Origin of the sequence: Desulfogranum japonicum DSM 18378 (assembly GCF_000429945.1) — a bacterium.
In the GTDB taxonomy this organism is placed as follows: Bacteria; Desulfobacterota; Desulfobulbia; order Desulfobulbales; family Desulfobulbaceae; genus Desulfogranum; species Desulfogranum japonicum.
Genome location: NZ_AUCV01000046.1, coordinates 1 through 15,958 on the forward strand (window position 1 = coordinate 1; position 15,958 = coordinate 15,958).

At 46.4% G+C, this 15,958-nt stretch carries 8 protein-coding genes; 4 read left to right on the forward strand and 4 right to left on the reverse strand.

All coding sequences use genetic code 11. The annotated features are described in order from the left end of the window. Positions 1-266 precede the first annotated feature (266 nt). Positions 267-923: a flavodoxin family protein gene (locus G493_RS0118165; RefSeq protein WP_028581553.1), complete on the reverse strand. Its 657-nt coding sequence runs from the start codon at positions 921-923 to the stop codon at positions 267-269. A gap of 388 nt (positions 924-1,311) precedes the next feature. On the opposite strand from G493_RS0118165, the gene G493_RS0118170 reads away from it, so the two are divergent. The 3 genes from G493_RS0118170 (at position 1,312) to G493_RS0118190 (ending at position 4,385) form a co-directional block, all read left to right on the forward strand. Continuing rightward, positions 1,312-2,328, forward strand: coding sequence for a potassium channel family protein (locus G493_RS0118170; RefSeq protein ID WP_153306582.1), 1,017 nt, complete (start codon positions 1,312-1,314; stop codon positions 2,326-2,328). 311 nt (positions 2,329-2,639) lie between these two features. Then, on the forward strand, positions 2,640-3,527 hold the full coding sequence (locus G493_RS0118185) for a DUF2167 domain-containing protein (protein ID WP_028581555.1): 888 nt from the start codon (positions 2,640-2,642) through the stop codon (positions 3,525-3,527). Between the two features lie 33 nt (positions 3,528-3,560). Then, positions 3,561-4,385 carry a site-2 protease family protein gene (locus G493_RS0118190; RefSeq protein WP_084813643.1) on the forward strand — a complete coding sequence of 275 codons (825 nt, stop codon included), beginning with the start codon at positions 3,561-3,563 and terminating at the stop codon, positions 4,383-4,385. A gap of 53 nt (positions 4,386-4,438) precedes the next feature. Here the strand turns inward: G493_RS0118190 and G493_RS32475 are convergent, their stop codons facing one another. Together G493_RS32475 and G493_RS0118205 are read right to left on the reverse strand one after the other, a co-directional pair. After that, a complete protein-coding gene (locus tag G493_RS32475) occupies positions 4,439-5,539 on the reverse strand; it encodes a glycosyltransferase family 4 protein (RefSeq protein WP_051309512.1) in 1,101 nt (366 codons plus the stop codon). Between the two features lie 318 nt (positions 5,540-5,857). Further along, a complete protein-coding gene (locus tag G493_RS0118205) occupies positions 5,858-7,630 on the reverse strand; it encodes a bifunctional DNA primase/helicase (protein WP_028581558.1) in 1,773 nt (590 codons plus the stop codon). Between the two features lie 93 nt (positions 7,631-7,723). Between G493_RS0118205 and G493_RS29985 the strand changes: the two genes are divergently transcribed. Next, the gene (locus tag G493_RS29985; protein WP_035275080.1) at positions 7,724-10,120 is read left to right on the forward strand and encodes a helicase HerA domain-containing protein; all 2,397 of its coding nucleotides are present in this window, start codon (positions 7,724-7,726) and stop codon (positions 10,118-10,120) included. Between the two features lie 131 nt (positions 10,121-10,251). Here the strand turns inward: G493_RS29985 and G493_RS0118215 are convergent, their stop codons facing one another. Continuing rightward, complete coding sequence (locus G493_RS0118215; RefSeq protein ID WP_028581559.1) at positions 10,252-15,732, reverse strand: HEAT repeat domain-containing protein; 5,481 nt, start codon at positions 15,730-15,732, stop codon at positions 10,252-10,254. Between the last annotated feature and the right edge of the window lie 226 nt (positions 15,733-15,958).

The window sequence follows — 15,958 nt, forward strand, 5'->3', positions numbered from 1 at the left end:
AGTACAGTGCACGTGAGAAAAAGTAGCCGCCCGGATGCATCCCAACAGGAAATTTTGTCAGCTCTTGGAGTGCAAAATCTACCAGGTAAGCAGGTGAAGACAACAATATGAATAAAAAGTAACTGCTCACAGAATAAGAAAAAAAGTAGTGCCATAACGGCACATGCTGAACCGGTAAATATCTGTATTTACGATAAATTGTGATCCAGCGTCACGAACTTGGGTTAGCTTTCGGATTTATTTTTACCTGAAATTCCCGTCGACGTTCAATTAACAAACAATTTGCCGGATGCCATCTGTTCACCCAGCAACCTGGCTTGCATGCAATCGTTACCGAAATGTGCCTCCTGGTACGCCTGTTTTTCCTCGCCTGGCGCATTGGCCTCATACTTGCTGTAATCGTCGTATTGTTTGGTATTATTGGCCATGATCATTTTACAGTATCCAAATTCCCGTTCAAGGGTCGTTTTTGTACGGCCCAAGGTTACATCGTAACCCAAGGTCTTCATCATTTCGACGGGGATATTCATGGTATAAATGAGGCCGATCGGAATTCGTCGTGGGAAGTGGCTGTTGGCGTAATCTGCATAATTAAGATACGGAAAACAGAGCCTCTCGATAAGAGCACGGGTTGCAGCGGTTTCACTGCCGAAATAGACGGGAGTGGCAATAAGTATTGCATCGATATCGCGAACCTTTTGCAGTACTGGCTGCAAATCATCCTGAACCACACAAACAATGGGACGTTCCCTGTCCAGGCGTTTACAGGAAAAACAGCTGATACAGCCGGAATACTGCATTTTGTACAAATTGAACAGTTCCACTTCTGCACCATTATCCCTTGCGCCATTTACAGCATTGTCCAGCATTGTTGCCGTGTTTCCTTTAAGGCGGGGGCTGCCGTTAAATGCTAATATTTTCATATAACTCCTTATAAGATATTAATACGCTTGTTTTGACGAAACAGTTTTATTATCCTTCCGCGCAAAGCCTGGCTTACGTATGATCCAATACGCTGTGCCAGCCTGATTGCGAAAATCTCAAGTACCCTGTAACCAGTTACACATACAGGTGAGTTTTACATTTATCCGTTTCACCTATGAGTTGTTACCTTTTTCGCTTTACTCCGACTGTCGACATACCGTTTACTTATGCTTTTGAGGCCGATGAAGCCTTGATCTCATTATTAACTGAAGGTCTTATGAGGTAGACGTTCCTCACGACAAAGACACGAAAAAGAAAAAATCATTGCTTACTCAAAATACATCGAAAAAAGACAAAGAAAAAATAGTTGGTGTACTTTTTACAATCATGAAAAATAACCTGTATCGTCTGCTTAGAATTGTTCAGCGGGAAAATATCGCACAACTTGTATTGTTTATTATTTTCATGGTGTTTGTCGGCAGCCTGGCTATTACTTGGGCGGAACCTGATATTTCCTTTGTAAACGGCGTCTGGTGGTCGATTGTAACATTGACCACAGTTGGGTATGGCGACATTTCTCCAACCACTGTCGGAGGAAGGGTTGTCGCAGCTTTTATGATGTTTTTTGGTATAGGAATATTGGGTATGTTCAGCGCTGCCCTGGCAACAATCATGATAAGTAACAGATTAAAGGAGAATAAAGGAATGGCTGCAACCAGCCTTGAGAACCATGTAATTATCTGCGAGTGGAACCATAGAAGCCATTCTGTTTTAAAAGAGTTACGAAACGGTGTAAAGCGATGTGAAACCCCTGTGGTGCTGATTGCTGATATTGCGGAAAAGCCGATGGATGATCCAGATCTCGTATTTATAAACGGTTCTGCCAACGAAGAAACTTTTGGCAAAGCCAACCTGAAACAGGCTTCCACGGTTGTAATTTTGGGAGATGATAACCTAGACCCCACCGCAAGGGATGCCAAGGTGGTGTTGACCACTCTCACAGTGGAGACCATTAATCCTGATGTCTATACCATTGTTGAGATAATAGATAAAGCCAACAAGCAGCATTGTCTTAGAGCCAATGCCGATGAGATTATCATTGGAAGTGAGCTCAGCAGCCATCTATTGGCTACTGCCACCATGGACCATGGAATGTCTTCCATTGTTTCCGAGCTGGTCAGTTCGCGCTACGGTAACGATCTGTATTCCGTTCCTTTACCTGAAAACTACGTTGGTACACCATTTCTTGAACTTATGGTAACGGTAAAGGAGAAGTACCAGGCGACTGCCATCGGCATTCAAAAAGGCAGGGAAGGGGATTTAATGGCCAATCCGGATCATGAATACCTTATCGAGGAAGCAGATCGATTGGTGGTTATAGCCAGGAAGCGGTTCACGTTTTAAGGCTGACGACGGTATATTTTTCTTTTCAAGGAGAGTTTTTTCTTGTTTCAACCTGGCCTTGATGATGAAATGTATCCCTTCACCCTGCACGAATCTTCAGATAAAAAAGAAATGTTGCAGCACAAAGGCTTCCCAGATCGTGGGAAGGTTTGTCTTGACTTATTATGGCCAACTTTGTAGTTGATATCTGTTTTTCCGTTTTTATGGTTAATTAGTTGTTTTATGGGTTTGTATGTCCCTTGATGCAAACATATTGCCGGATGGACTGGAGGGTCTTGCCGGTCCCTTTTTTATGTTTTGGAGATCCCTGAATGAAGCAGATTAGTGTGTTGCTGTGTTTTCTTTTTTTTATGTTTGCTGCAGGTACTGCACAATCCGGTGAAACACAGCCCCAAGAAGGAACAATGACAGTTGAAGAATTTGTTGCCTCGCTTAATTTACAACAGGGAACAATCGTTTTGCCTGGTGATGTTGCAACCCTTACGGTTCCGGAATCTTTTTACTATCTCGGTCCGGAAGATACAGAGCGGGTGCTGGTTCAAGCCTGGGGTAATCCAGATGGTTCAGGAACGCTTGGCATGCTTTTTCCTGTTGATACCGGAGTGGTTGATGAGGGGAGCTGGGCTGTTGTGATATCGTATGAACAGGATGGCTATGTTTCAGACGAAGATGCAGACAGCATTGACTATACCGCTTTGATGCAGGACATGAAAAAGGCGGTTGCAGAGGCAAACAAGCAACGTACTGAGCAGGGATATGAAGCTGTAACGTTGGTAGGATGGGCTGCAGAACCATTCTATGATAAAACAGAACACAAATTGTATTGGGCAAAGGAGCTAGCCTTTGGTGATGATGAAAACCATACCCTGAATTATAATATAAGGGTATTGGGACGCAAGGGAGTGATGGTGCTCAATGCTGTGGCTGGGATAGCACAGCTTGATAATGTTTCCCAGGAAATGCCTTCAATCATGTCTTTTACCGAATTTAATCCCGGATATCGATACGATGAATTTAACCCAACTACAGATAAAAAGGCTGCCTATGGTCTTGCCGCTCTTGTAGCCGGTGGGGTTGCTGCCAAGGCAGGTCTGTTTGGGAAACTTTTCGCGGTGTTAATTGCTTTGAAGAAGGCTATTATTCCCATTATTGTAGGTGGTGGAGCAATGGTGGCCCGTCTTTTTAAGAAAAAAGGGTAACATTCAACAGTAGAATATTCAGGGAAGTTTACAATGACTATGCAGGAGAATACACCGGAGTCAACTCCTGAAGTGCAAAATCAGTCCAGCGATGGTGGAGGTGGCAAGCGCTCGGGCCTTATTACTGGTCTGCTTGCCATCGGAGTATTGTTGTTTAAGTTTGTCAAACCATTGCTTGTAGGCATCAAATTTCTTAAATTTGGGGCCCTGTTTAAAACCGGGGCAACAATGATTGTATGCATGTGGGCCTATGCAAATCTCTGGGGATGGCAGTTCGCTGTTGCCTTTGTGTTGCTCATTTTTTTCCATGAAATGGGGCATGTATATGCTTTAAAGCAATATGGAATCAGGTCCACTGTCCCGTTTTTTATTCCATTTGTAGGGGCATTTGTTGCCTTGAAAGAAATGCCTAAAAATGCAGAAATAGAGGCATGGGTGGGGATAGCCGGTCCCCTGGTAGGGACTGGAGCTGCCACCCTCTGCTGGTCTTATGGTTTGTATACAGGCCAGCGTTTCTGGTTTGCTGTGGCTTATAGCGGATTCTTCATTAATCTTCTTAATTTACTGCCCGTTCGTCCGTTGGATGGAGGGAGGACTGTTGCGGCTATTTCTCCTAAATTGTGGATTCTGGGAGTAATCGGTCTGGTACTTCTTCTTTTTCGGTCTTTTAATCCAATTTTACTGGTAATTCTTTTTTTCGGCTTGCAAAGCCTGTATCAGTTGTGGAAAAAGCGGCATGAAGACAGCAATGTATATTATGCGGTCCCTCTCAAAGCCAAGATTCAATTAAGTTGCTGTTATTTCGGTTTATTGCTTTTTCTCGCATACGGAATGTCACAGACCCAGGTACATGTGTAAAAGGGGCCTTCTCTGTTTGTTCATACATGGCAGGACCTTGCTGAGGCCCTTTGTTACAGCGTGGCTATAACAGAGCTCATTGTATCTATTACACTCTTCCACGTATACCTGTCCTTTACTCTGTCATATCCGGCTTCACCCAACGCCTTGAGAGTGGCGGGACTCTTCAGCAGGTCAGTAATGGTGTCGGCAAGTTGCCTGCCATCTTCCAGGCCAACCAGGTACCCGGTTGTGCCGTGATTAATTATTTCCGGCATGGCGCACGTTCGTGTGCCGATACATGGTATTTTGTGAGCCATGGCTTCAAGGAACACTATTCCAAACGGTTCGTACAGTGAAGGCATAACAAATAGATTGGCCCATTTGTACAATTCCAGGAGTTGGTTCATTCCATATTCAGAATTTTTGTCAATAGCAGGGATATATTCCACTCCATCGGGAAGCCTATCCATTTTTTTGGCGGTAACGATTTTCAGTCGGGCACCGGGGATTTCTTGTTTCACTTGTTTGAAGGCATCCAGCAGGCATGGTCCGCCCTTACGATGAAAATTCATGCCGATGAATAAAATATTGGGGCTCGAGTAATTTTTTTCTTTTGTAACAATGGGTTCTGGTAAATTTATGCCTGCTCCAACAACTTCCAGCCTGGAATAGGGGACGTCGAAATCGTTATGGAAAGAGGAGGCAAGCCAGTTGCTGAAACAAAAGATTTTGCTGACCCTTGAGTAGACTTTCTTTTCATAGGCAAATGCTCTCCGCAGACAGGATTTCGGTACTTTAGGTAAAGGGTGGGGGCTGTTCAACAGGGCTGCTAAATTACCATCGTGGTAAGAAACGACGTCTTGGGTTCCAAATGTGGTAAGGTCGCACCAGCTGCCAAGCTGCAACAAGATGTCATAGGCCTTATTTTTAGTGAGTACGTGTCGCCGCGCTCCCATTTTCAGCAGATGGTACCGCAGGGGAGAGAGATTATACTTAAATTTCCAGGTGGAGACACGCGGGTGGAAGCTCACCAGCTTTGCGAGCAGGGTAAGGTTGGTTCTGGCGCAGTAGACGCCTGCGAAATTGTTTCTTTTTTTAAATTCATTAAAAAAAAAGTAACTGGAACCAGACCAGGAGTGCAGATTATACGGATCTGCGTCTGTTACTGCCATGATTTTTTTCATGGGAATGCGTCAAGGGGATGAATGTATTTGGCTCAATGCTGTGTGTAATGTTCAACCCTTTGATAATAGTGTGAAATATCCAGGATGTCACTGTTTTATTCAACTTTACTGTCTATTGACGATTTACAGCAGCGGGTTCCGGTCATTGACCATGCAATCGCAGATCTGCCTGACAAAAAGTTGTGATCGGCCTGATGACCGCAAAAAATCTAATAAGACTCAGCTCCATCTTGGTCTCAATATACATCAGGGCATCCCCAAATTTTCATTGGTCATGGGGATGGTTTTAGAGCTGTTGCATCACCTTTATTCCATTTCAACAAAGCCCCAGTACGGGTAATCCAACCGGTAAGACCCGATCTTTCCAGGGCTCTGTTCACGGCTGGCAACCAGCCAGAGGTTATTGACCCTGGTGGATGGGTCGGCATCGTCGAACGGATCCCAGTCAGGCAGCAGTACCATGGCGTTATCAGCGGAATAGGCGATGTCTCCCGACCCCTTGAACGAGCCAAGGCTTGGCTGTCGGTCAAACTGACCGCTTTCTCCCCTGGCCAGTTCAGAGATCACCAGAAATGACGTTTGATATTCGTCACGAATGGCTTCCAGTTGCCGAAGCCAGCCGTCAATACCGGAGCGCATGTTGGTGATATCCTGAAACGGCAGCTTATGCAGACTGTCTATGACCACGCAGACAAATTCACTGTTGGTTTCATGCCGGAGAAAATCAATGTGCCGGCGCATCAGGTCAGGGGTGAGCTTGCGGTCGTTCACCACTCGCAGGTATGGCAGCAGTTTCTGCAGCTGTTGCTGTGATTGTTCCAGAATCTGGTTCTGTTCCTGGGTGCGCTGACGGGACTGGATAATATCCGTTGACAGTTTGCTGAGGCGTGACAGGGTGCGCAGGTAAATCTTTCGGCGACCGTTCTCAAAATCATAGTAGATGACAGGTACTTTATTCAAGGCCATCTGGGAAGCGATCTGGATATGAAAACAGGATTTCCCAGCCTTTGGGGTCCCACCCATGATGTTAATGCCCCTGATACATCCCAGAGCGCGATCCATCTGTGGAAAACCGGATTTCAGTTTATTAAAACCCCCTTCCTGTTCCATGGTGAGGGATGTCAGAAAATGATGATATTCCCTGTTGGGAGAATAAAAAGGGCTGAAAGCCTTGGATTTTTGTATGGAGTTAAACAACGTCTGCTGCAGTTGTTCTTTGCTGCAGTGTGATGCCAGAGTAAACAGGGATTCATCTTTTTTAGTCTCCGTACTCCACTGAATAAGGCGCACTTTGAAGCCGATTTTGGTAGCAAAACTTCTCGCTGCAGCCTCTGATTCCTTATTGTTGTCAACCCAAAGAAATATCGTGCGCAGGTATCTGCATCTCTCCCATGGGATAAAATCGAGATCAGCAGCAGTTGGCACGGCAATGCCCGGCAAACCAAATTGTTTCAGAATCAACAGGTTTCTTTCTCCTTCCACAATGATGAGACTGCCGTTTTCACAATGATCAATGTCGAGACTGTTGAATATGCGCATTCCCTGGTTGGAAAAGGTCTCATTCCCGTACCAGAATGTATCTGTTGGTTTGTCGGGATGGATGCAGCGCCCACTGTAATAGTTACCATCGGTTTGCAGATAGGGATAGACCAGGTATCTGCCATTATACCCTATACGCAGAAGACGAAGCACATCCCGGCTGATATGGGCATCAATGAACTGGCGTTCCTGTTCCTCTGTGAGTTTATCCATGAATTGGATGATGTCCTGATTAATATTTTTTATAGGAAAATCAGATAACAGGCCACCATATTCACGATCTGGGTCATACCCGGGAACCGTGTTAAGATCAATCTTCATCAGCCGCCCAAAATGGAGGGCAAATCCCCCTGGTACGCAGTTGGAGGAGCAACGGAAATAGCCGTGGAAAAAACTTTCCGGGTTTAAATGAACTACCAGGGTGCCTTGTGGTGATGTCTTCTGTTGGGCACAGAAGGGGCAGGGCGACTGCATGGCTGTTTTGTTCAGGACAGCCTCCGGCAGTAGGGACTGGTAGAAACGGCTGATTACGTCCGACATGGTTGCACCTCATTGTAAAAATTGGTTATCATAGTGTATTCAATCAAAAAGAGCAGGGCTGATCAATGAAATATCGTTCCTGCGGAGGAAGATATGACAGCAGGTGTTGATTACGAAAAAATGGATCTTTTCTATTTGGGTCGAGAACTTGACGCCCAGGGAATCACTTCAGCCATACCTTTTGTCTTCAACAACAGGGAGCTGCGCACACATGCGGCCATCCTGGGGATGACCGGCAGCGGGAAAACAGGCTTGGGCATTACCCTTCTGGAGGAAGCAGCCATTGATGGTATTCCTTGTTTCATTCTCGACCCCAAAGGGGATATGGGAAACCTGTTGCTGAGTACACCTTCTCTGAGGGCTGATACGTTCAAACCATGGATTGATGAGCAGCAAGCTGAAAGACAGGGGATTAGCCGTGATGAGTTAGCACGTCAGACTGCCCAAACCTGGAAACATGGGTTGGAGTCCTGGGATCAATCTGCTGAGCGGATACAACGCATGCGTGATCGCACTGCGTTTAATCTTTTCACTCCAGGCAGCACTCGAGGGCGCCCCCTGTCACTGTTGCATAACCTGGAAGCACCAGACCTGGAAAGCCTGCAGCATACAGATACCATCGCAGGACTTGTGAGTGCAACAGCCTCTTCTCTATTGGGGTTACTGGGTATACAGGGCGATCCCCTGACCAGCAGGGAGCATATACTGCTTTCCACTATTCTTCTGACATCCTGGAAAGAAGAAAAGAATCTGAGCATTGAAACCGTGATTTCGCAGGTGGTTCAACCACCATTTGAAAAGGTGGGCATCATACCTGTGGATTCATTTTTTCCCCAGAACAAACGGATGGATCTGGCTGTAAAATTGAATAATCTGTTGGCCAGTCCAACTTTTGCTGCCTGGATGCAGGGGGAGGAACTCTCAATAGAGCAGCTGCTCTACGATAAGAGTGGCAAACCAGCCTTGTCTGTTTTTTCCATCGCCCATCTCACTGACGCTGAGCGTATGTTTTTCGTCACCCTGTTTCTTGGGCGACTGCTTACCTGGATGCGAAAGCAAAAGGCAAGCAGTGGGCTGCGATGCCTGCTGTATATGGATGAGATTTTTGGCTTCTTTCCGCCAACCAGTCAGCCACCTTCAAAAAAGTTGATGTTGCTGTTATTGAAACAGGCCAGGGCATATGGAGTGGGGGTTGTACTTTCTACACAGAATCCCGTAGACCTCGATTATAAGGGACTTGCCAATATCGGTACCTGGTTTGTGGGAAGGATGCAGACCCGCCAGGATCAGGACAGGGTGCTTTCCAATATCAGCAGGGAAAACACTCAGGTACGGGAGGCAATACGTAACGCTCTGGGTACTATGCGTAGACGTGTGTTTCTCGTCCATTCAACGTACCATCCTGATGCGTTTTTATTTGAGTGCCGTTGGACCATTTCTTATTTGAAAGGTCCTTTGAGCCTTGATGAAATTGCGCATTTGAATCAAGAGAAGGTACCTGTTTTTCACCAAAAAGAAAGTCGTCTTGAACGTAATTCCCAGGAAATAAATACAGCATACTCTGCCAATGCACCACTTCTCGAAACAGGCATCGGTCAGCGCTTTGTCCCTCCCCCCTTTCCCGGAGAGCAGATTCAATTTAGACCGAGTTTTATAGGGTTTGCAACTGTACGTATTGTGAAGCAGGCAAGAGGAGTTGACCGGCAGGAGCAGGTTTGTTTAAAGCTGGAAATTCCTGGAAGTAGAGAAGCCATTGCATGGAATTCGGCTGAACCAGTGGATCTTCAGTTGCAGGACTTAGCTTTACAATGCCATGAAGGTTCGCGATATGCTTCACTGCCAGGTTATGTTCTGCGCATGAAGAATCTGCATGCAGAGAAAAAAGCATTGATTGATTATCTGTACCACAACAAAAAGTACCAGGTGTTTCAGGTAAAATCTCTTAAAATCTTTTCCGATCCCGGGGAAGGTGAACAACAATTCAGGCAGCGGATACATGCCGTACTTATAGAAACCCTGGAGGAGCAGAAAAAGAAGGTTCAGGAGAGCTATCTGAAGAAACGAAGGGCATTGGAAACTCGTCTGGAAAAGGCCCAAAGTAAACTTGAGAAGGAAGAGCAGGATGTGTATGTAAAAGGCGTTGATACAGTCATGTCCATCGGAACAGCAGTTATCGGAGCCTTGTTTGGCAGAAAGTTGCTGTCGACTTCAACGGCCAATCGAGCCGCACGTGGTGTACGAAGCGCTGGACGGCTGGCCAGGGAAAAGGCCGATGTAGAGCGGGCCAGGGAAGAAATACTACGTATTCAGGATGAACTGCAACTGTTGACAGATGAATTACAGATACAGATAGGAGAACTCACAACAAGGTTTGCTCCTGAGAAGTATCCAGTGGAAACCGTGATGCTGACACCCCGCAGGGCAGATATTTTCGATGTGGATGTCTTCCTGCTTTGGGAGCCGGATTTTTCATCTGCAACATTTGCGTAAGGGTCGCGGAAAATAATACATATCCAAAAATTGCGTAGGATATCGGTTTGGTAACGTCGTCGCGTCAAGAGACAAGCAAGATTGTGGATAATTTATTTTTTCCGTGACCCCTAATGCCGGTATGAGGAGAGCTAACCCAAAATCTTCTGCATGGAGTTGTTTTCAAGCAGAAGGTCAAAGGTAAAGTGCACACCATAGTCTTTGGTCAGGAGATCGTGGGGTTGGATGCCTATGGCGGTTCCTTTCAGATACAGATATTCGCCCTTAATACCCACCGGGAGAACAACTTGCATTTTTCGTCCCAGAAGGAGTCTGGTGTTCTCTTTTCGAGTAATGCGGATGAGGAAGGCAAGGCCTCCCCGGCTGATATCAGCAAGTTCTGCACGGAAGCCCTTGCCGATTGGTTTACCCTGGTTGTCTGTAGGTTGGACCTGGATCTTTCTGGAGAGTTTGAACCGTTTTTCGGTTCGTCGATCCAACCCCTTCTTCTGAATGAGATCAGGAACATTATTATGTTCAATATAGAATTTCTCCAGTTTACTTCTCAGGCCTGGGAATTGTTCTTGCCACTTTGCCAATTTTTCCTGTTTGAGCCTGTATACCCTGGCCTGGGTAAGGGCTGTGAGGCTGACTGTCCATATTGACGGATTGAAAAAATTTTCCCCTGCCAGTTCACCACGGCTCAGAGTGGTGATAAAAAGCTCTTTGTTGCCAATGAGGTGGGAAACCTTCACACTGCCTTGATTTATGAAAAACAGTTCATTGCTCAATGTTCCCTGGCTAACAAGATTCTCCTCAGGTCCATAGGTGCGTTCACGGAATTCATGATAGATGGTCAAGAATTCTTCAGAAGTGAGTCTGTCCGTTAACCTGGCCCAGATTTGGAGATCATCTTCACGAATTGCCCCACCTTTCTCCTGTTCAATTATTTCGCCAGAGCGAATGATTTCGCTGAGTGCCATGGGATCAATATCGTAAAATCGCTCGCGAAGACGCTCTGCATTTTCAAAATCACCCCTGCGAGCTGTATTGGATATGAGATCAAACAAGCTCTTTTTTGCCTCATCTATTTTCCCTTGTTCGGCAAGATGCAGAATTGCCTGTTCTTCCTGTTGTAGTTTTTCCTGTTGAGCCTTTCTTTCTTCTTGCTGGGTAAAGGAAAGTGTAGCTGTATACGTGTCCTTCTCTTGATCTGTATCGTCTGGTTTGGCTGGGGCAGCTGATTTGAGAATATGGACAGTTTTTTCCGCTTCCGCCCTTACGCTGTCGGAATATGTGGCTTTGCCCAGAACGTTCTTACTTTGTGCCACTCTCTGCAGGGAGGTGAGAGCTTTTCTGGATCCAATGGCAGCGAGAGCCTGGCATATGGTAATGTGTAATGTATCTTTGCTCTTACCTTTAAAAGGAGCCGTGCTCTCCAGAAGTTCGGTAAGATGGCGTACAAACCGCTCATCAGGAAAAATTTCCATCAGCGATGCAGCTTTTGTTTTAAGCATGTCATCTGTACGAAGAAGCGCCCGTATTAAAAATTCGGTAATATCTTCTCCGCCGAGTTTACCGGCTGCTGCCAGTGTTTCCTGCTGAACGCGCAAATCATCGTGATCGAGAAATGGCTGCAACTTGAGCAGTACGGTAGAATCACCAATGTCACCAAGCAAACGAATAATATTCCTGTGAACATACCAGGGGCCCGGCTGTTGCAACTGTTCCTGAAGTATTTCCGTGGCAAATTTACCGGATTGTTTAATCAGGTCGAGCAAACGCTTTCTTTCAAACCTGCTGTCACTTTTTATGAGATGGTCAACCTGGAAGCTCGCAGAGGTTTTACCCATTTGAGAGAGGAGTTTACCGGCCTTGTCACTTCCTTCACCAGCTTCAAGAAAGCGTGTAAGAAGTCTGCCAAGTACTTCGTTGGTGCTGATCTGTTCCAGTGCTTCACCGGCATGGAGGCGGACACTTTCCGAGATTCCTTTGTTTGTTGGATTTACCAGCCGCTTGATGGAGTAGATTGTATCATAGGCATGGGTGTACTCTTCCTGGGTAAGATGATGATATGCGAGTTTGGAAATAGCACTGATTGTTCTGGTGATACTGTCTTCGTCAGCAGTCATTGAGAGAAGCATCTGCTCCAGGGCTGGCAGGAGCCTGGCTAATCTTGGCCAGCGATTATGTGCCGCCATGGCTTCGGCAGCGGCAGCCAGTGTCTGAGCACTGTTCATTCTAATTTCTTCGTCAGCAGTGTGCTGTGCTACAGCGAGTTGGGCAAGAAGCGTGTCAGCTTCTTCATGTCTTTCCTTCTGGAGTGCATATATGATTTTGTCGGGTAATACGGAGCAGAATTCGTGGGAACGTAGAGCCTCCAAATCACCATTTTGCAGATCTTTAAGCCCCTGGGAGATACGGCTCATATTTTTTTCCTGCTGTTCGCTTTGTTTTTCTTCCTGGATTTTAACTACTGTACGTAATTTTTGTTCTCGAACGGTTTTCATCAAAGCTGTATATGCTTCCTGAACGTTCTGGTCCATTTCGTCATTGGGGAGCATCTCCTGGCCAGTGGCAAAACGTTGCATCTGTTCTGCAAGCCGGGTAAATTTTTCATCACTGAGGTTCCGAATGACCTCGGAGTAGAATTTTTCCCCAAAAAGGCCCTTATATTTCTGTATAAGAATGAGACCAAGCTCTCGTTCTTCCAGATCTTCTGCAATCCTAGCCCCGGCCGACGCAGCAACCTGTTTTTGTTTTTCTTCGTTTAGCAGGCTTTCATAGGCTGTCAGTATCTGATTGAATCCTTTGATGTCTATGCTGCTGTCGCTGGAGAGTTCCGGGTCAACGGACAGGTGAGCAGCAGCAGTCAGCACCGGTGACGACCATCCTGGCTGCTGCAATCTCAGTTTAACTTGTTCTGGTAAATGTTCAACCGATGTTTGGGAAGAGCGAAGGAGCTGTGCATCAAGTTGTTGTGCAACCAGTTGTTTGATGATAGGGCTTTTGCTGGTTGAAGCCAACCTGTGAAGAAAGGCCTGTTCTTCATCCTTTTCCAAACCGGCTTCGCCGTCTTCTGACGCACTTGTCAATATGGCGATCAATTTGTTGATCTGGCGGGTGGAAAGGGTGTCAACTGTTGCCTCAAGCTGGTCATCGTGTATCTGGTTGAGGACTTGTTTGTAGAGCTTTTCGCCAAGTATACCCTTGAAGCGGTGAGAGAGCAGATGAGCCAAGGCAGTACTCTCTGAGGCTGCCAGTTGCGAGCCGAGCCGGGAAGTAATGTCTTCCTGCGTGCCGGCATCGAGCAACTGTTCAAAATGCCCGAGAATGGTATTGAATGCAGCGAAGTTTATACTCCCATTTGCCGAGAGTTCCGGGTCCATGGTTTGCTGTGCTACATTGGCAAGCACCCGGCCTGACCACTCTGGTTGTTTGAGTCGTTCCACCAGATGTGGAGGAAGTTCGGCAAGGGTGGTTTGTGGATTGTCAACCAGCTGCCTGGCATCGAAATTTTGTACTATGGCCTGCTGCACTTCCTCTTTTCTTGGGGAGTTGAGCAGTTTCTGTAATTCTGGTGTTTCTATGGCGCTGTAATCTGGTTCTCCTTCGATATCGATTCTAAATGGAAGTTTGGCCGACATCATGGTTACCAATCTGTTTAACTGTTCAGGGGTTAGTTGTTGCAAAGAGTCGTCCTGGGTCGTATCCTGGCTTTGACTGACGAGCTGATTGTAGACCTTTTCTCCAAAAATACCTTTGAACTTATGGGATATAAGTTTTCCCAGTTGCAGCCCTTGAACAGAGAGTAGCTTGTCTGCAACGGTTGCCGACACCTGATCCTGGTTATCCTGGTCCAGGATATATTCATAGGCATTGAGAATTCGATTGATTGCCGCAACGTCAACCTGTCCATCATCAGCACTGTCGGGCAGCGCATGTGCCTGTCTGGCAGCATTGAGGAGAACGGGTGCAGACCATTGGGGGTCCTGTAGCCGTTGTCGCAGGCTGTCTGGCATTTTTTCTGGTGCATTGAGCGTGCCTAGGAGCTGTTGTGCATCATTGTGTTGGTTCAAGACAGTCTGCACCTGTTCACCCTTGTTTGAGGCAAGCAACCGTTGCAGAACTTCAGACTGTTGTCTTTCGCTGCCAGTAGCCGTGGCCGGGAGCGTGGAATACAACATGCTGATTATGTGGCTCAGCTGTTCGGGCTGCAGTTGTTCAAGTGTTTGATCCAGGGCTTCTTGCGGAATATTCTCGATGATCTGCTGATATAATTGCTCTCCGAAAACACTTTTAAAATTATAGGTAATCAGCTTGCCGAGCATCAACCCGCTTGAATGCGCCAATTGAGAACCTGCCTCGTGGGCAACCTGAAACTGCTGTTTTTCAGAAAGCAGTTTTTCATAGTTGGCAAGCATATGTGCCAGGGAGATTGATGCTGCTGGGTGATCTGCAGCTATACCGGGATCAACGCTTTGTTGAATAGCGTTGGTCAGGACCGGAGCTGACCATTCAGGCTGCTGGAGACGTTTCAGGAGAGGGGCTGGCAAGTCTTTGAGTCTGGTGTCTGAATTGGCCAGCAGGGTTCTGGCATCGACGTTCTGGGCGATACTTTTTTTAACTTCACTGTCATCGGCTAGGCGAATAAAACGGTTGAGCAGGCTATGTTCATCAATCTGCAGACTACCAAAACCCTCGCCCGATTTCATAGAAGGAAGCTGTGCTACAACATTAGCCAGCAGTCTGTTCAACTGCTCGGAATTCAAGTGGCCTATGGTGGCATTGAGCATATCGTCACTGAGCGACGACTCCGGTAAAGATGAAATAAAGCGTGAGAGAGCCGGCGGGGTTAATCCTGCTATTGTTGCCGCGGTTGTATCTATCTGCTGTGCACGTATACTGTCGTCATTTTCCTTCCCTATTCCATCAAGAAAGGTAAGGACAGCCTTGTTCATGTCTTCGGGGTTGTCGTAATGTTTTGTGGCTTCGGCAAGCTTCTTCAATATGCTGTCCGCTACATCAGGGGAGAGGCCGTGTAGATCGGCTTCCTGCCTTCCCTGGGACAGCACGTAATTAATCATATCTTCTTCACTGACAGGCATGGAGCCACTGAGCATTCCTAAATGCTCCTCTTTGACGACCTGTTCCCCTTTATGAACGACCACATATTTTTTTTCGTCAACCTGTACCCCGGAAATATTGTATTGGGCAATGATTTCATCAAGAGGCTGATCATGTTCCCTCTTCCCTAGAAGTTCGGAGAAAATTTCAATAAACCGGGTGCATTCCTGTTCGTTGAAGGCATCTGTAAACGACAAGGAGTGAATATGGATATGATTGAGAAAATCTCTCAATCCAGTGATTTGCGGACGTTTTTGATCTCTTTCTGCAAGTTGTTCTCCGTTAACAAGGATTTTTTGCTCGGAAACAGCCAGGACAACGGTGTTTGCGTCGCATTGTGCAAGTAACTTGGCAAAGGAATTGTATGCAGTTTTGTTATTGCGCAGAACCTGTGGGTTAGTAGGGGGATAAAGGCGCATGGTGCGCATGGCTGTAAAAAATTGCAGAGGGAAGGCAAGAAGCAGGGTGTTTTTCTCGGAAGTGGTTGAAAAAGGGTGACTGTTCATAACTAATCAGATTCTATCCCTGGAGATCATGGAGTGGATTGTATACAGTTCAAACATACAATAATCATGACGTATTAGCAAGAAATGCTCGTGGAGGACACTCTGCAGGCGTGTATGGTTCCTGTTGTAGTTGTGGTTAAAGACGATAAATCAGGGCAACATGATTATGCAATGTGGGCGGAACAATAGTAATGGCCTGAAAAGTGGCAGGCATCGTCCTTCAGCT